The organism is Sphingobium sp. LMA1-1-1.1, assembly GCF_040676365.1.
Classification (GTDB): domain Bacteria; phylum Pseudomonadota; class Alphaproteobacteria; order Sphingomonadales; family Sphingomonadaceae; genus Sphingobium.
This window is the reverse complement of record NZ_JBEGHS010000001.1, coordinates 262517-277867: the sequence shown is the minus strand read 5'-3', so window position 1 is coordinate 277867 and position 15351 is coordinate 262517. Positions and strand designations below refer to the sequence as shown.

The following is a 15351-nucleotide window of genomic DNA, read 5'->3' as shown; positions in this document are numbered from 1 at the left end:
ACGCATGAGCAGCGCCACTGCAACGATGGAACCCCGGGCCTATCACCTGCCTGAGGAACCGCACCTCCATGAAGGCCACAGCACCATGCTGGGCTTCTGGATGTATCTGATGAGCGACTGTCTCATCTTCGCCATCCTCTTCGCCACCTATGCGGTGCTGGGCGGCAGCTTTGCCGGCGGACCGGGACCAAAGGACCTGTTCGACCTTCCGCTCGTCGCGCTCAACACCGCGATGCTGCTCTTTTCCTCGATCACATACGGCTTTGCCATGCTGGCCATGGAGAAGAACCGGGTCAGCGCGACGCAGGGCTGGCTGTTCGTCACGCTGCTGTTCGGCGGGGCGTTCCTGTTCATCGAACTCTACGAATTCTCGCACCTCATTCATGAGGGCGCGGGGCCGTGGCGTTCGGCGTTCCTGTCCTCCTTCTTCACGCTGGTCGGCACCCACGGACTGCACGTCACCTTCGGTTCGGTCTGGCTGATCACGCTGATGGTTCAGGTCGCGAAGAAGGGCCTGATCCCGGCCAACAAGCGGCGGCTGATGTGCCTGTCGATGTTCTGGCACTTTCTCGACGTCATCTGGATCGGCGTCTTCACCTTTGTCTATCTGATGGGAGTGCTCCGGTGAACGACGCCGTCCATCCGCACGGTGGCCATGACCACCATCATGACGATCATCATGACGCCCATTCGCACGGCAGCATCGGCAGCTACATGATCGGGTTCGGCCTGTCGGTGATCCTGACGGCCATTCCATTCTGGCTGGTGATGAGCGGCGCGCTGCACGATCCGCAACTGACCGGCATCGTCATCATGGGCTTCGCCGCGGTACAGGTCGTCGTCCACATGATCTACTTCCTGCACATGAACACCCGCGTCGAAGGGGGCTGGTCGTTCATGGCCATGATGTTGACCGTGGTGCTGGTCGTCATCGTCCTCTCGGGATCCTTGTGGGTCATGTATCATCTGAACGCGAACATGATGCCACATGCGCAGATGGAGATGGACATGGGTCCGACTCAGGAAATGCGCGTCATGCAGAATATGAGCGAGATGCCGTGACAACGGCCCAAGACGGGGAGCGCTCCAGGCGCTCCCCGGCCTTTCTGATCGGCCTGACGCTGATCGCCCTTTTCTTTTTTGCAGGATTTTGTGCCCTCGGCGCCTGGCAGGTTCAGCGCCTCGCCTGGAAGCGTGACCTGATCGCCCGTGTCGACGCGCGCATTCATGCCCCCGCCATCCCCGCTCCCCGCACGGCCGCAAGGGTCGACGAATATCGCCGGGTACGGATTTCCGGCCACTTCGTGCACGACAGCGTTGCCCTGGTGCAGGCCGTCACGGTGCGGGGGGCGGGTTTCTGGGTGTTGACGCCCCTCATCACCGATGAGGGGTTCACGGTCATCATCAATCGTGGATTCGTGCCGCCCGACCGCCGACGCGACTATATGCGTCCTTCGGGAGAAGTGACGGTTTCCGGCCTGCTGCGGCTCAGCGAGCCGGGCGGCGGTTTCCTGCGCTCCAACGACCCGGCAAGCGACCGCTGGTTTTCCCGCGACGTCGCGGCCATCGCTGTGGCACGCGGGATCAGGGGACCATTGGCCAATTATTTCATCGACGCCGATGCCGCCGCCGATCCCGACGCCTTCCCTGTCGGCGGCCTGACCGTCGTCGCATTTCCGAACAATCATCTGCAATATGCGATCACATGGTTCGCGCTGGCGGCGATGGTCGCGGGCGCGTACATCTTCGTTATGCGCCAGGAGCGAAAAGACCGTCGGGAATGAACCGGAACCTGCCGATCAGCACCCTCTGGCAGCCCAGCCAGTGGCCCGCCCACGCGGCGGGTCGCAAGAATCTGGCGCTGCTGGTGCAATTGCGGTGGCTGGCTATTGCGGGGCAGTTGATCACCATCCTCGCCGTGCATTTTGTCATGGACATCCGCCTGCCGATCGCACCGATGCTGCTGATCGCCGGCATGGCGATATTGATGAATGGCCTCAGTTTCGGCGCGCTGCGCAAGCGGACGGACGTTTCCCACGCAGAACTGTTCCTGTCGCTGCTGTTCGACGTGCTGCTGCTGACGGCGCAGCTCTATCTTTCGGGGGGCGCGACCAACCCGTTCATCTCGCTTTATCTGGTGCAGGTAGCACTGGGCGCGGTGCTGCTGGACCGCTGGAGCATCTGGGGCATCGTCTTCGTATCGGCACTATGCGCGGGGCTGCTGGCGCTGCACTATCGGCCGCTTGACCTGCACGGCGCGCTGGAAGGGCATTTGTTCGACCTGCATATCGTCGGCACCTGGGTCTGTTTGACGATGATCGCGGTGCTGCTGGTGCTCTTCGTGCTGCCGGTAACCCGCAATCTCCAGGCGCGGGACGCCTATCTCGCCCGTCTGAGGCAACAGGCGGCGGAGGAGGAGCATATCGTTCGCATGGGCCTGCTTGCATCCGGTGCGGCGCATGAGCTGGGCACCCCCCTCTCCCAGCTTGCGGTCGTGCTGGGCGACTGGAAGCATATGCCGGAGATCACGGTCCATCCCTCGCTGATCGAAGAGGTCGAGGAAATGCAGGCGGCGGTCCAGCGCTGCAAGGAAATCGTTACGGGCATACTCCTTTCCTCGGGCGAGGCGCGGGGCGAGGCGCCGGCGGTGACCAATGTGCCCGATTTCATCGAAGGCATCGCCACGGAATGGCGCAGGGCCAATCCCGGCATGCCCCTGCGCTGCGATTTCGGACCGCATGACTATCCGCGGATCATCGCTGATCCGGTCATCCGCCAGGCCATTGGCAACCTGCTTGACAATGCGCGGGAAGCCGGGGCGAGCTATATCGACCTGCTGATCGGACGGGACAGCAGCTCGCTCAATATCGCCGTGCGCGACAATGGCGGCGGCTTTTCCGACGCCATGCTGGAAGATTTCGGCAAGCCCTATCGGTCGAGCAAAGGCAAACAGGGCCACGGCCTGGGCCTCTTCCTTGTTGTCAATGTCGTGCGCAAGCTGGGCGGAAGCGTCAGCGCGAGCAACGGCGCGGATGGCGGTGCGCTCATCCTGCTGCGGCTACCGCTCGGTACAGTGGCGCTGGAGGAGGAGACGGGACCATGACGGATCGCCTGCTGGTGATTGTCGAAGATGATGCGGCCTTCGCCAAGACTCTGAAGCGCTCCTTCGAACGGCGGGGCTATGGCGTGCTGACGGCGGACAGCCATGCGGCGCTGGAAACGATATTGGCTGGCAGCAGACCTGGCTTCGCGGTGGTCGACCTGAAGCTGGGCGCGGAGTCCGGCCTCCTGTGCGTGCAGACATTGCATGCCCATGATCCGGCGATGGTGATCGTCGTACTGACCGGCTTTGCCAGCATCGCGACGGCGGTAGAGGCGATCAAGCTGGGCGCGTCCAACTATCTCGCCAAACCCTCAAACACCGATGATATAGAGGCCGCCTTCGCCCGCTCTGCCGGCGATCCATCCACACCACTGGCGCCGCGCCCGACATCGATCAAGACGCTGGAATGGGAACATATCCACGAAGTGTTGAAGGACAGCGACTTCAATATCTCCGAAGCGGCAAGGCGCCTGGGTATGCACCGGCGAACGCTGGCAAGGAAACTGGCGAAACGCCAGGTGGGTTAAAGGGGCCTGCCGAAATACCCGTCGAAGGGCCGCGATCCGCAGATGAAAGGAGTATGCAGTTCGAGCCAGCCCGCAATGGCGCCCTTAAATGCCGAATCCCACTGAAAGAAATTCCGGGACCGGTCCGTTCCAGCCCTCGTCGGGGCCATCGTCCACGGGTTCGGGCCGCCGCGGCCGGACGCCATTATCGACAGACCTCGCGGCACGCGGTTCCTCCCGACGGTCGTCGCGGCGCTTGTCCGACCTGCGATCCTTTTCGGGACGGCGCGGCTCCTCCTTCGCCTTTGCGGCAGGAGCAGCGGCGGCAGGGGCGTCGATCGTCTCGATCTTCTGCTTGATCAGCTTCTGGATGTTGTCGATCGCCTCTGCATCATCCGACGTCACAAAGGTGTAGGCGACGCCCTTCGCCCCCGCACGCCCGGTGCGCCCGATGCGGTGGACATAATCGTCCGGATGCCAGGGCGCATCGAAGTTGAACACATGGCTCACGCCCTTGATGTCCAGCCCGCGGGCCGCCACGTCCGACGCCACCAGAATGTTGACGGTCCCGGCCCGGAACCGCTCCAGTTCAGCGATGCGCGCCGACTGGTCGATATCGCCATGGATCTCGCCCGACTTGTAGCCGTGGCGCTGAAGGCTCTTGTTGAGTTCCCTCACCGTCGTCTTGCGGTTGCAGAAGATCACCGCGCTCAGCACGTCCTCTGCATCCAGCATCGCGCGCAGGGCCTCGCGCTTCTTGCGCGAATCCACCTTCACCAGCCGCTGGGTGATGTTGGTGGAGGCGGTGGCGGGCCGCGCCACCTCAATCGACTTGGGGTTGCTGAGGAAGCGATCAGCCAGCTTCTTGATCGGCGCCGGCATTGTCGCGGAAAACAGCAGCGTCTGTCGCTGCGCCGGCAGTTTGGTGCAGATTTCCTCGATATCGGGAATGAAGCCCATGTCGAGCATCCGGTCGGCTTCGTCGATCACCAGCATGCTGCAACCGTTGAGCAGGATCTTGCCCCGCTGGAACAGGTCCATCAGGCGGCCGGGCGTCGCGATCAGGACATCCACGCCCTTTTCCAGCGCCTTGAGCTGATCACCCATCTGCACGCCGCCAATCAGCAGCGCCATGTTGAGCTTGTGATATTTGCCGTATTTCTCGAAATTCTCCGCCACCTGTGCCGCGAGTTCCCGCGTCGGCTCCAGGATCAATGATCGCGGCATCAGCGCCCGGGCACGGCCATGGGCAAGGATGTCGATCATCGGCAGCACGAAACTGGCCGTCTTGCCCGTCCCCGTCTGCGCGATGCCGATGATGTCCTTCATCATCAGCACGGGAGGGATGGCCTGGGCCTGGATAGGCGTGGGCGTGTCATATCCGGCCTCGATAACGGCCTTCAATAATTCGTCGGAAAGGCCGAGATCGGCAAAGGTCATTCAAGGGTCCGGGACAGGAGGCTCTCCACCCGCGCGAAAAGCGCAGGGGAAATCGGGCGCGCCTTGCGAAAATATCGGCCTCTTGTCAAGAAAATCGCGAAGATATGGCGTTAATCGTCGGGATCGGCCTGCTCCAGGCGGCGGAAACTGTCGATCGCGCAACTCGATCCGCTCCGCGCCTGCAACTCGTCCCGTCCGGAACAGAGCGAGCCGTCCTCATCGGGCTCGACATAGAAGCCGGAATAGAAACCCATGCTGTTGCACCCGCGCTCCAGCCTTGCGCGATAGCGGTGGTTGTCCGCCAGCAGCAGGTCTATGGCGTTGTCCATCAATATGCTTGCCGACCGAATCGAGCGCAGCGCGATGCACCGCGGCCCCTTCTTCTCCTTCCAGTCGTTCCTCGCCTGCGGCGCGGGACGAGCGGGCGCCCTGCCCCTCTTCGCCATCGGCACGCGGATGATGACGCGTTGCTCGATCGTCAGTTGCGCCCATTGCACGGGCTCGGCGGCCGGCGCCGTCAACAGCAGCAGGACAGAATGAAACAAGTCGAACCCCTTTTGGGACGGAGACGCTATGTGCCAGAGGTTGAACCGCCGATGAATTCCAAGGCATAGGACAGTCCCATGATAGGACAAGATGTTATCGCGCAATTCACGACCCTGTTGGGGGAAAAGCGTGTCGTGACCGATGCGGACGATATCGCCCCGTGGCTCAGCGACTGGCGCGGTCGCTATCATGGCGCAGCGGCCGCCATTCTTCAGCCTGAAACGACACGGCAGGTCGCGGCCGCCGTCCAGCTTGCCGCCAATCTTTCCGTGCCCCTTGTCCCGCAAGGCGGCAACACTTCCATGGTGGGCGGGGCCACGCCTCCGCCAGACGGTTCCGCCCTGGTCCTGTCGCTGCGCCGGATGAACCATATCCGCAGCCTGTCCCCGCAAGACAATCTGGCTGTCTGCGAAGCGGGCGTCATCCTCTCGAACCTCCACGATGCCGCCGCCGCGGCTGGTCGCCGCTTTCCCCTGAGCCTTGGGGCCAAGGGTTCGGCCACGATCGGCGGCCTCATTTCCACCAATGCCGGCGGCACGCAGGTGCTGCGCCACGGCACCATGCGCGCTCTGGTGGAAGGATTGGAGGCTGTCCTGCCTGACGGCAGCATCTTCCATGGCCTGGACGCGCTCAAGAAGGACAATCGCGGCTATGACATCAAGCAGTTGCTGATCGGCGCCGAGGGGACCCTGGGGATCATCACTGCCGCTTCACTGCGCCTCGTACCCGCGATTGCCGCGCGCGCCGTCGCCTGGATCGGGGTCCCCTCGCCCACCGACGCACTGGCTCTGCTTCGGCTTTGCGAAGCGCATCTGGGCGACAGCGTCGAGGGGTTCGAGGTGATTGCCGACGACGGACTGGGCCATGTCCTCTCGCACATTCCCGGCACCCGCTGCCCGATCGCGACGCGCACGCCCTGGCACGTGTTGATCGAGATAGACCATGGCGATCTGCGCGATCCCGGCCCAGCCGAACGATTGGAAGGCGCTCTGACCGCCGCGCTGGAACAGGGCATTGCCGTCGATGCCGCGATCGCCGCCAATGAAGCGCAGGCCGACGCCTTCTGGCGTATTCGCGAATCGCTATCGGAATCGGAACGGGCCCAGGGACCGGCGCTTCAATATGACATCAGCGTCCCGGTCGCCCGCATGCCCGCCTTCATGGTGGATGCGGCGGCTGCGGCTGAAAGGGCTTTCCCGGGCACGACAGCTTCCTCCTTCGGGCATCTGGGCGATGGCAACGTCCATTTTCACGTCCGCGCACCAAGGGGCACGACCGACGGGCCGGCCTGGATCGCGGCGCAGGGGCAGGCAATCAACGCCTTCGTCCATGACGCGGTCGTCGCAGCGGGCGGCTCCATTTCCGCCGAGCACGGCATCGGCCAGATGAAGCGGGCGGAACTCGGCCGCCTTGCCAGTCCCGCACGCCTGCACGCGATGCGAGCGATCAAGGCTGCTTTCGACCCGCAGGGCATCATGAACCCGGACAAGCTGATCCCTCGGCCGGACGAAGGCTGAAGGCGCCTCGGCCGGAGCACGGGGTATCGACAAAGCGATTGCCTCCCACGCTCAACGGCTTTATCCTACTCGGCCCAGTATCAAGCTCGCGGCGCAAGGAAATATGCGCCGCTTTTTGTTGGAAATGGACTAGCACATCATGGCAAGCGCGCCCGCGAACGGTCTTCCCGTCTTCTACAACGACCTCATTCCGCTGAGCAGCGTCGATCATGTCGCCTGGCGCAGCCGCACGGTCGATTCGGCGCCGTTCCTGACGACGCAGCATGCCATCCCGCTGACTGTCGACGAATTTGTCGCCGCCCAGCGCTTCGTACCGATTATTTTTTCTGCTGGCGATGAGTCGGTTCCGCTGGCGCTGATGGGTCTCAATGAAGGGGTCAACACCTTCCTCGACGACGAAGGGAAGCTGCGCGGACCGGCCTATGTGCCCGCTTACGTCCGCCGCTATCCCTGGATGCTGGCAAAGCTGCGTCCCGACAGCGACGAACTCTCGCTCTGCTTCGATCCGACGAGCGACGCGCTGGGCACATTCGAGGAGGGCCAGCCCCTGTTCGAGGACGGCAAACCCAGTGAACTAACGCAGGGCGTGCTGAAATTCTGCGAGGATTTCGAGCAGGCTGCGGCGCGCACCGGTCAGTTCATGAAGGATCTCAAGGATCTCGACCTGCTGATGGACGGCGAAGTCGCCATTCAGGTGCCGGGCAATGAGCAGCCCTTCGTTTATCGCGGTTTTCGCATGGTGAACGAGGAAAAGCTGCGCGACATGCGGGGCGACCAGCTTCGCAAGATCAGTCAGAACGGCATGTTGCCGCTGATCTATGCGCACCTCTTTTCGCTTCAGCTCATGCGTGAACTGTTCGAGGCGCAGGTCGCGCAGGGGAAGGGCCCGATTGCCGTGCCCTCCGCGCCGGAAGCAGCGAACGCTTAAGCAAATTACGCATTTGTGACAGATATTTAAGGAAAAAGGTTGCACGGTGCCACTTGAAACACCGCGCGACTTTCTCTATTTACTGAACATACGGCGCACCTGCCCCCCTTTCGGGTGTGTCGTATGGGCGCCTCCCCCTTTGGAGGCGTCTCCTCCCTGAACCTTGGCCACCCCGTGCGAATCGCATGGGGTGGTTTTTTATGTGCCGCAATAAGTCGTGCGAGTTTCCCTTGACGGCGTCGGCACGCGATCCTAAACGCGGCACCTCACTCGCTGCCTGAGCGGCTTGTGGCCCCTTCGTCTAGCGGTCAGGACGCGGCCCTCTCACGGCTGAAACACGGGTTCGATTCCCGTAGGGGTCACCATATTCCCTTCTCGGAAGGTGCCATTGCGTCTCGTAAATGGCTGTTTATGCGGGTTTTCTGTGACATACTCCGATCATACGGAGTAGCTGGATATCACCGCATACCAATAATCCGATGGTACATTTGACGGTGTCCACCGCTCCTTGATGGGGAGACACCATCATAGCGCTTTCGGCGGTGCTATCAAAGCCGCCAAGGGGCGTGACAAGCTCACCGACGGCGACGGGTTGTTCCTCTATGTGACGCCCAAGGGTGGGCGCTACTGGCGGATGAACTACCGCTATCTCGGCAAGCAGAAGACCCTCGCCTTCGGCGTGTGGCCTGACACGGGGGCCCGCGATGCACGCGAACGACGCGACGCCGCCCGCAAGCTGCTGACGCGAGGCGAACGCCCGGCCGAGCGGGTCAAGCTGGACCGGATCGCGGCGACGGTGGCGGCGTCCAACAACTTCAAGGCGGTCGCTTACGAATGGCTGGCCCACGCCGAACGAGGCCATTCGGGGTGAACTGACCTCAGCCGAGTTGGCGGCGAAGCACGGCATTCACCACAGGATGATCGGGGCGTGGATACCCCCCGCCATGCGCATCCTTTAAGCCGTTCAGGGCGTGTTTGCGATCGCTTCGAACGCCTGGCCGAAAGAGACCGGATGTCCCGCGCCAGCCTATATTGATCGACGACGATATGGGGGAGATCGCGTGATGCTTGAATAACGTCTCGCGACGTGGCACAGGCGATCTACTCAGACAATTTCCGAGGGCGAGGATGAACATCATACCCTATTTCGGCCCTGCGGCCTTGGCGTTGACAGCGCTTCAAGCGGTGCCCGCCATGGCAGATACGCCCCGCAGCGGGCTTTCCGCGACCGGCCAGATTGCGGACTCCGTCGTTTCTGCCCAGCCGGGTTTTCGGTTCGTCCGACTGACGAACGGTGTGCAATATCAGCTCGACGGGACCGTGAAGACGGTCCTGTTCTATGCCCCCGACATTGTCCGCGTGAACGCCAGCCTGGGACATTCCTACTGGAACCAGCCCAGTCTCGTCGTGCTTGGCCCGCCCGCAACAACAGGATTTTCGATCAAGGAAACTGCCGCCGCGCTGACGATGAGCGGCGAAAAGCTGCGCGTGATGATCGACAAGAGCGATGGCGCCATCAGCTTCTTCGATGCCTCCGGCAAACTGCTGACGCGGGAAAAGGCCGGCGCGCCGCAGTCAGTGAGTCCCAGGACCATTTCCGGCGCACCGACCTATGAAGTGGAGAACCGCTTCACGCTGAAGCCCGATGAGGCGATTTACGGGTTCGGTTTCACCGACGATGAACAGGTCAACCGGCGGGGCAAGGACCTGCTGCTGGTCCAGACCAATATCGGCATCATCATTCCGGTCATGATGTCGACAGAAGGCTATGGCGTTTTGTGGGACACCTATTCGCAGATGCGCTTTTCCGACGGTGCCGACGGCGCGAAGCTGTGGGCCGAGGACGCGCCAGGCGGCGTCGATTATTATCTGATGGCGGGCGGCAACATGGATGCGGTGGTCGGCGCCTATCGCCGCCTGACCGGGAAGGCTCCGATGTATCCCAAGCAGGCTTTCGGCCTGTTCATGTCGAAGGAACGCTATCCCACCCAGGACCGGCTGATCGAAGTGGCGCGCAACTTTCGACGCGAGGGGTTCCCGCTCGACTACATCGTCCAGGACTGGCAATATTGGGGCAGTGACAAGGATGGCAGCTGGTCGGGCATGATCTGGGATCGCGAGCGCTATCCCGATCCGCAGGCGATGACCAAGACGTTGCACGACCTCAACCTGAAGCTGATGATCTCCATCTGGCCATCGGTGGGCAACGACACCGCCCTGGCCCATGAACTCGACCAGTCGGGCCTGCGCTTCGCCCCGCTGCACTGGATATCCAAGAAGGCGCGGGTCTACGACGCCTACAGCGCCAAGGGCCGCGAGATCTATTTCAAATATGTGAAGTCGGGTCTGCTCGACAAGGGCGTGGATGCGCTGTGGATGGACGGCACCGAGGTCGAGGTGACATCGGCGATGTGGGATCCCCAGGAGAATGTGCGGGATATCAAGGCACTTGGCCGCAACGCGATGGGAGATTTTTCGCGCTACCTGAACCCCTACACATTGCTGACCACCGAGGGGGTGTATGACGGCCAGCGCGCGACGAGCAACAAGCGCGTGCTTACGCTGACCCGGTCCGCCTGGGCAGGCGCGCAACGGACGGGCGCCTCATCCTGGTCGGGCGACACGATCGCGAGCTGGGCAACGTTCAGGAAGCAGATCGCGGGCGGCGTCAACGTGACGGTTACCGGCAACCCTTACTGGACGCAGGATACCGGCGGCTTCTTCGTCGACGACTTTCCCGGCGGGGAGAATAATCCGGCCTATCGCGAACTGTTCGCCCGATGGTTCCAATATGCGGCGTTCAATCCGCTGATGCGGGTCCACGGCACCAGCATCGAGCGCGAGCCCTATATCTTCAAGGACAAGGATCCGGCGATGTATCAGTCGCTGCTGAACGCCGTCCATCTGCGCTATCGACTGCTGCCCTACATCTACAGCCTGAGCGCGAAGGTCACCTCCGACGGCTATACCCTGATGCGTCCGCTCCAGATGGATTTCGCCGCGGACAAGGCCACCTACGACATCAACGACAGTTTCATGTTCGGCTCGTCGATGCTTGTCCATCCGGTCAGCCGGCCAATGTACAATCTGGTGCAACCGCCAGCTGAAACCGTGCCGGCCACTGTCCTGCGCACGGCCGATGGCCGGCCGGGCCTTTCGGTGCAATATTTCCAGGGCCGCGATCTTGCCACGCCGGCGGGACCGAAGCTGGTCGACACGAAGATGGATTATAACTGGCCGGGACCGCCGCTGGCGGACATGCCGGCCGGGCTGAAATCGCTCAACGACTTTTCGGCGCGCTGGGAGGGGGAACTGATCGCCCCCGAAGAGGGCGAATATGAAATCGGCGTGGCGGGCGACGATGGCTACCGCCTGTTCCTGGACGGCGAGAAGGTCGTCGAGGACTGGAAGGAATCGGGCGCCCGCTATGCCTCGACCAGGCGCACGCTGCACAAGGGGCAACGGGTGGCGGTGCGGATCGAATATTACCAGGCCGGCGGCGGCCGGAGCCTGCGCTTCGGCTGGCGCACGCCGACCGAGCTCAAGGCGCTTGCTGCGGCCACGCCGTCGCACGACCTGAAGATGACGACCTACCTGCCCCAGGGCGGGGATTGGTATGATTTCTGGAACAACCAGCGCCTGCAAGGCGGGCGGACCGTTGAACGCGACGCGTCGCTGGACATTCTGCCGCTCTACGTCAGGGCCGGTTCGATCATCCCCATGGGCCCGGTCGTGCAATATGCCACGGAGAAACCCGACGCACCGCTGGAAATCCGGGTCTATCCCGGCGCCGACGGCACGTTCACGATATACGAAGACGACAACGAGACCTACGCCTATGAACGCGGCCAGTCCGCGCGCTATAAGCTGCGGTGGGATGATGCCCGACGCACGCTGTCGATCGGTGCGCGGCAGGGCAGCTTCCCGGGCATGGTCCGGCAGCGCCAGCTGAACATCGTGGTCATCGGCAACGGGCATGGGGGCGGCATCGCCGCCGCTCCGGCAACGCGCTCCATCAGCTATGACGGCCGCGCCACGGTGCTGCGCTTCGACAACTGACAACCGATCCGTGTTTCAACGGGATGAATGGACATGATCCTAAAGAAGCTGATGGCGACCTTCGGCGGGCTGGCGCTCGCCGCGAGCCCGGCCCTGGCGCAGAAGTTTCCTGATCTGGCCCCTACGCCACCGATGGGATGGAACAGCTGGAACCACCATGGCTGCAACATCGATGAAACCCTGATCCGCAGGACCGCCGACGCCATGGTCGCCAACGGAATGCGCGATGCGGGCTATGTCTATGTGAACATCGACGATTGCTGGCAAGGTGAACGGGACAGGGACGGCTTCATCCAGGCTGATCCTGTGCGTTTCCCCTCCGGCATGAAGGCTCTGGCGGATTATGTCCACGCCCGCGGCCTGAAGTTCGGCCTTTATTCCGACGCGGGAGCGAAGACCTGCGGCGGCCGCCCCGGCAGTCGGGGGCATGAATATCAGGACGCTCTGCAATATGCCCGCTGGGGGGTCGATTATCTGAAATATGACTGGTGCAACACCGGCGCCGGTCCTGATCAGCGCAACCCGCGCGAGGCCTATGCCACGATGCGCGATGCCCTGTACCGCGCCGGTCGCCCGGTGGTTTTCTCGATCTGCGAATGGGGCGACAACAAGCCGTGGGAATGGGCGCAGAATGTCGGCCACCTTTGGCGCACCACCGGCGACATCACCAATTGCTGGTCGTGCCAGGTCAGTCATGGCAGTTGGAGCAGCCTTGGCGTGCTCGAGATTCTCGACAAGCAGGTGGCACTGCGCAAGGCCGCTGGCCCCGGACACTGGAACGACCCCGACATGATGGAGGTCGGCAATCTTCCCAGCCTGTCGGAAAACCGATCGCATTTCGCGCTGTGGGCGATGCTGGCAGCGCCCCTGATCGCGGGAACCGATATTGTCGGGATGAAGCCCGAGATCGCCAAGATCCTGACCAATCCGCGCATCGTCGCCATCGATCAGGACGCGCTGGGCATTCAGGGCTTCCCCTGGTTCAAGACGCCGGAAGTCGAAATCTGGGCCCGCCCGCTTTCGGGCGATCGTTGGGCGGTGGCCATTCTCAATCGCACGTCCACGGCGCGTAGCCATGCCATCGACTGGAAGGCGGAACCATTGGCCGACGACCATTCGCAGCGTTCGGCCAATCTTGGCGGACGGACGATGCGGATCGTCGATGCCTGGACCGGCGCGGTGCGCGGCGACACTGCGGCTGAACTGAAAGTCACATTGGCGCCGCGCGACACTGCGATATTCATTCTCGAACCGTCCAGCTAGCTCCAAGGACGGCGCTGGACAGGATCTTGCCTATTCTTCCTCAGCGGGCGGCATATTCCATGACCGTCATGAGCGGCGCGACCCATATGGTTTTCGAATTTGCCTTCAGATAGGCGAGGAGCTGCGCATGCGCTTCGGCGTTCACCTTGAGATAATCGCCGCCCACACCGTGAAATCCGATTATCAGCAGCCCCCCTGTGCGCTCGGCCTGGTGGACCGCGGCGATCATGTCGGTGCCGCTGGCCTTTTCATCGAACCAGATGCACGGCAGGTCCATCGGGTCCAGTTCCCTTTTGTCCGACGACCCAGCGCTGCGGGTATAGCGGACGAGGCCGCTGGCACGAAGCGCGGGCAGATAGTCCACGCCCCCCGCCAGATGTTGTCCGCAGGGCGTTGCGAGACCGTGCCGGAGCTTTCCGTCGATCGCCGTCAGCATGCTGTTCATCGTGCGGATTTCGGCGATCATCATTTCCACGTCATAGGAGTCGCTGGTGTCGAGCCTGCGCGCGGGGGGATAGCTGGCCTGCGGACAGGCATGGCGAACCGTATGGTTGCCAAGCTCGTGCCCTTCGGCAGCGGCAGCCCGCCATCGTTCGACCTGCTCCGGACGGATCTGGCTGCCGATCAGAAAGAATGTGCCCTTCAGAGCCACCGCATCCAGCGCGGGCAAGGCGATTTCAAGTTGCGAGGCAAGCGAGTCGTCGTAGCTCAGGACCACGGCGGTCTTCCTGCCGCCGGGCCAGGGGCCGGCGTCAACCTGCGCCTGAGCCTGCGCAGCGAAAAGGCACGCGCCTGCCAGAAACGACCCGACCCGCAAAAGAGCCTGTCCTGTCCGCATTGAAATCCTCCCAACAGATCACCTCTCGGCGATAACGAACCTTGTCCGGCCCCAGCGCTACGGAGCGCGTTGACCGCTACGGCGCTTACCTTATACTCATACAAAATTGAACAGCCAGGGAGGAATTATGACCGACACCATCGCCATGACCAATGCCCGAAAGATCGACGCGTGAAGCTGGGCCGCCGTACATTCATGGGCGCCGGCGCTGCCCTTGCAATGGCCCCGACCCTTGCACAGGCCGCCAAGTCCCGCACGTCCGAAGCGGTGGAACTCTGGCCCGACCTGCCCCCCGGTTACAACCCCGCAATACCCGTCGAGCACCGGATCGACGATCAGGCGCGAAATCCAGCCAAACCCGATCGCTGGATACGCGGCATCGCCCGACCGACCATAGAGATATGGCGTCCATCCCGGCCAAATGGCGCCGCGGTGCTGCTGGTGCCGGGCGGCTCATATGCTTTCCTGTCCTATGACAATGAAGGCGTCAGCCAGGCGGAATGGCTCAACGCCCTGGGCGTTACCGCTTTAATCCTCTCCTACCGCCTTCCGGGCGAAGGCTGGCATGATCGGGGCCTGGTGCCCTTGCAGGATGCGCAGCGCGCCATGCGCATCATCCGCCACAATGCAAGCCGCTTCGGTATTGATCCAGGCCGCGTCGGCGTGCTGGGTTTTTCCGCCGGCGGTCACCTTGCAGGCTCGCTGGCGACCCGGTTCGACGAGGCCATCTATGCCCCCGTCGATACCGCCGACAGGTTGCCGGCGCGACCAGATGTGGCCGGACTGATCTATCCCGTCATCAGCCTCGATTCCGATTTCACCCACACCGGCTCGCGCGACAACCTTTTGGGCGCGGGGGCGTCCCCCGCAGCTTTGGCCGCGGCCTCCGTCAACCGGCGCGTGACAGCCGATACGCCGCCCGTTTTCCTGCTCAGCACGATCGACGACGACGCCGTTCCCTCGGCGAACAGCCTGGCCATGTATGACGCGATGCGGGCCGCCAGGCGGCTCGTGACGCTACATGTCTTCGAAGCAGGTGGGCATGGTTTCGGCGTCCGCCTGCCCCCCTCCCAGCCAGCCTCCATCTGGCCCAAGCTGTTCACGGCTTTTGCCGCCAGCCACGGCCTGATCCCAGCATCTTCGACATAACC

At 62.9% G+C, this 15351-nt stretch carries 14 protein-coding genes and 1 tRNA gene; 12 read left to right on the top strand and 3 right to left on the bottom strand.

Features of this window, described 5'->3' with window-relative positions:
• The first annotated feature begins 4 nt into the window (after window positions 1-4).
• The 5 genes from cyoC to MRBLMA1_RS01380 are packed head-to-tail and all read left to right on the top strand — an operon-like array spanning window position 5 to window position 3630.
• The gene (gene cyoC / locus MRBLMA1_RS01400; protein WP_133652200.1) at window positions 5-628 is read left to right on the top strand and encodes a cytochrome o ubiquinol oxidase subunit III; all 624 of its coding nucleotides are present in this window, start codon (window positions 5-7) and stop codon (window positions 626-628) included.
• Window positions 625-1062: a cytochrome o ubiquinol oxidase subunit IV gene (gene cyoD / locus MRBLMA1_RS01395; protein ID WP_363734608.1), complete on the top strand. Its 438-nt coding sequence runs from the start codon at window positions 625-627 to the stop codon at window positions 1060-1062. Before cyoC ends, cyoD begins: the two co-directional genes overlap by 4 nt.
• Window positions 1059-1784 (top strand): SURF1 family protein, encoded by a 726-nt coding sequence (locus MRBLMA1_RS01390; protein ID WP_363734607.1) that lies wholly within the window; start codon window positions 1059-1061, stop codon window positions 1782-1784. Before cyoD ends, MRBLMA1_RS01390 begins: the two co-directional genes overlap by 4 nt.
• Window positions 1781-3103, top strand: a complete 1323-nt coding sequence (locus MRBLMA1_RS01385; RefSeq protein ID WP_133652203.1) for an ATP-binding protein — start codon at window positions 1781-1783, stop codon at window positions 3101-3103. The genes MRBLMA1_RS01390 and MRBLMA1_RS01385 overlap by 4 nt, the downstream gene beginning before the upstream one ends.
• A complete protein-coding gene (locus tag MRBLMA1_RS01380) occupies window positions 3100-3630 on the top strand; it encodes a response regulator transcription factor (protein ID WP_133652204.1) in 531 nt (176 codons plus the stop codon). Before MRBLMA1_RS01385 ends, MRBLMA1_RS01380 begins: the two co-directional genes overlap by 4 nt.
• Window positions 3631-3714: 84 nt before the next feature.
• Here the strand turns inward: MRBLMA1_RS01380 and MRBLMA1_RS01375 are convergent, their stop codons facing one another.
• Both MRBLMA1_RS01375 and MRBLMA1_RS01370 read right to left on the bottom strand, forming a co-directional pair.
• Window positions 3715-5049 carry a DEAD/DEAH box helicase gene (locus MRBLMA1_RS01375; protein WP_363734606.1) on the bottom strand — a complete coding sequence of 445 codons (1335 nt, stop codon included), beginning with the start codon at window positions 5047-5049 and terminating at the stop codon, window positions 3715-3717.
• A gap of 110 nt (window positions 5050-5159) precedes the next feature.
• Window positions 5160-5594 carry a hypothetical protein gene (locus MRBLMA1_RS01370; RefSeq protein WP_133652206.1) on the bottom strand — a complete coding sequence of 145 codons (435 nt, stop codon included), beginning with the start codon at window positions 5592-5594 and terminating at the stop codon, window positions 5160-5162.
• A 78-nt stretch (window positions 5595-5672) separates the two neighbouring features.
• Between MRBLMA1_RS01370 and MRBLMA1_RS01365 the strand changes: the two genes are divergently transcribed.
• From MRBLMA1_RS01365 to MRBLMA1_RS01340, 6 genes are all read left to right on the top strand, one after another.
• Window positions 5673-7112 carry an FAD-binding oxidoreductase gene (locus tag MRBLMA1_RS01365; RefSeq protein WP_363734605.1) on the top strand — a complete coding sequence of 480 codons (1440 nt, stop codon included), beginning with the start codon at window positions 5673-5675 and terminating at the stop codon, window positions 7110-7112.
• A 139-nt stretch (window positions 7113-7251) separates the two neighbouring features.
• A complete protein-coding gene (locus MRBLMA1_RS01360) occupies window positions 7252-8040 on the top strand; it encodes a SapC family protein (RefSeq protein ID WP_363734604.1) in 789 nt (262 codons plus the stop codon).
• Between the two features lie 290 nt (window positions 8041-8330).
• Window positions 8331-8405 (top strand) — tRNA-Glu (locus tag MRBLMA1_RS01355).
• A 146-nt stretch (window positions 8406-8551) separates the two neighbouring features.
• Window positions 8552-8911, top strand: coding sequence for an Arm DNA-binding domain-containing protein (locus MRBLMA1_RS01350; RefSeq protein WP_363735366.1), 360 nt, complete (start codon window positions 8552-8554; stop codon window positions 8909-8911).
• A gap of 323 nt (window positions 8912-9234) precedes the next feature.
• Window positions 9235-12099, top strand: a complete 2865-nt coding sequence (locus tag MRBLMA1_RS01345) for a TIM-barrel domain-containing protein (protein WP_363734603.1) — start codon at window positions 9235-9237, stop codon at window positions 12097-12099.
• 33 nt (window positions 12100-12132) lie between these two features.
• A complete protein-coding gene (locus MRBLMA1_RS01340; protein WP_363734602.1) occupies window positions 12133-13362 on the top strand; it encodes a glycoside hydrolase family 27 protein in 1230 nt (409 codons plus the stop codon).
• 40 nt (window positions 13363-13402) lie between these two features.
• On the opposite strand, the gene MRBLMA1_RS01335 is transcribed toward MRBLMA1_RS01340, so the two are convergent.
• On the bottom strand, window positions 13403-14200 hold the full coding sequence (locus MRBLMA1_RS01335; RefSeq protein ID WP_363734601.1) for a polysaccharide deacetylase family protein: 798 nt from the start codon (window positions 14198-14200) through the stop codon (window positions 13403-13405).
• Between the two features lie 195 nt (window positions 14201-14395).
• Here MRBLMA1_RS01335 and MRBLMA1_RS01330 point away from each other — a divergent pair, with 195 nt between their 5' ends.
• Window positions 14396-15349, top strand: coding sequence for an alpha/beta hydrolase (locus tag MRBLMA1_RS01330; RefSeq protein ID WP_363735365.1), 954 nt, complete (start codon window positions 14396-14398; stop codon window positions 15347-15349).
• Window positions 15350-15351 lie beyond the last annotated feature (2 nt).

What these genes read in the sequence shown, in the direction of transcription:
- MRBLMA1_RS01335 (WP_363734601.1), bottom strand. Translation starts at nt 14,200, where the DNA reads ATGCGGACAGGACAGGCTCTTTTGCGGGTCGGGTCGTTTCTGGCAGGC.
- MRBLMA1_RS01345 (WP_363734603.1), top strand. Translation starts at nt 9,235, where the DNA reads ATGGCAGATACGCCCCGCAGCGGGCTTTCCGCGACCGGCCAGATTGCG.
- MRBLMA1_RS01385 (WP_133652203.1), top strand. Translation starts at nt 1,781, where the DNA reads ATGAACCGGAACCTGCCGATCAGCACCCTCTGGCAGCCCAGCCAGTGG.
- MRBLMA1_RS01330 (WP_363735365.1), top strand. Translation starts at nt 14,396, where the DNA reads ATGGGCGCCGGCGCTGCCCTTGCAATGGCCCCGACCCTTGCACAGGCC.
- cyoC (WP_133652200.1), top strand. Translation starts at nt 5, where the DNA reads ATGAGCAGCGCCACTGCAACGATGGAACCCCGGGCCTATCACCTGCCT.
- MRBLMA1_RS01380 (WP_133652204.1), top strand. Translation starts at nt 3,100, where the DNA reads ATGACGGATCGCCTGCTGGTGATTGTCGAAGATGATGCGGCCTTCGCC.
- MRBLMA1_RS01365 (WP_363734605.1), top strand. Translation starts at nt 5,673, where the DNA reads ATGATAGGACAAGATGTTATCGCGCAATTCACGACCCTGTTGGGGGAA.
- MRBLMA1_RS01375 (WP_363734606.1), bottom strand. Translation starts at nt 5,049, where the DNA reads ATGACCTTTGCCGATCTCGGCCTTTCCGACGAATTATTGAAGGCCGTT.
- MRBLMA1_RS01350 (WP_363735366.1), top strand. Translation starts at nt 8,552, where the DNA reads ATGGGGAGACACCATCATAGCGCTTTCGGCGGTGCTATCAAAGCCGCC.
- MRBLMA1_RS01360 (WP_363734604.1), top strand. Translation starts at nt 7,252, where the DNA reads ATGGCAAGCGCGCCCGCGAACGGTCTTCCCGTCTTCTACAACGACCTC.
- MRBLMA1_RS01340 (WP_363734602.1), top strand. Translation starts at nt 12,133, where the DNA reads ATGATCCTAAAGAAGCTGATGGCGACCTTCGGCGGGCTGGCGCTCGCC.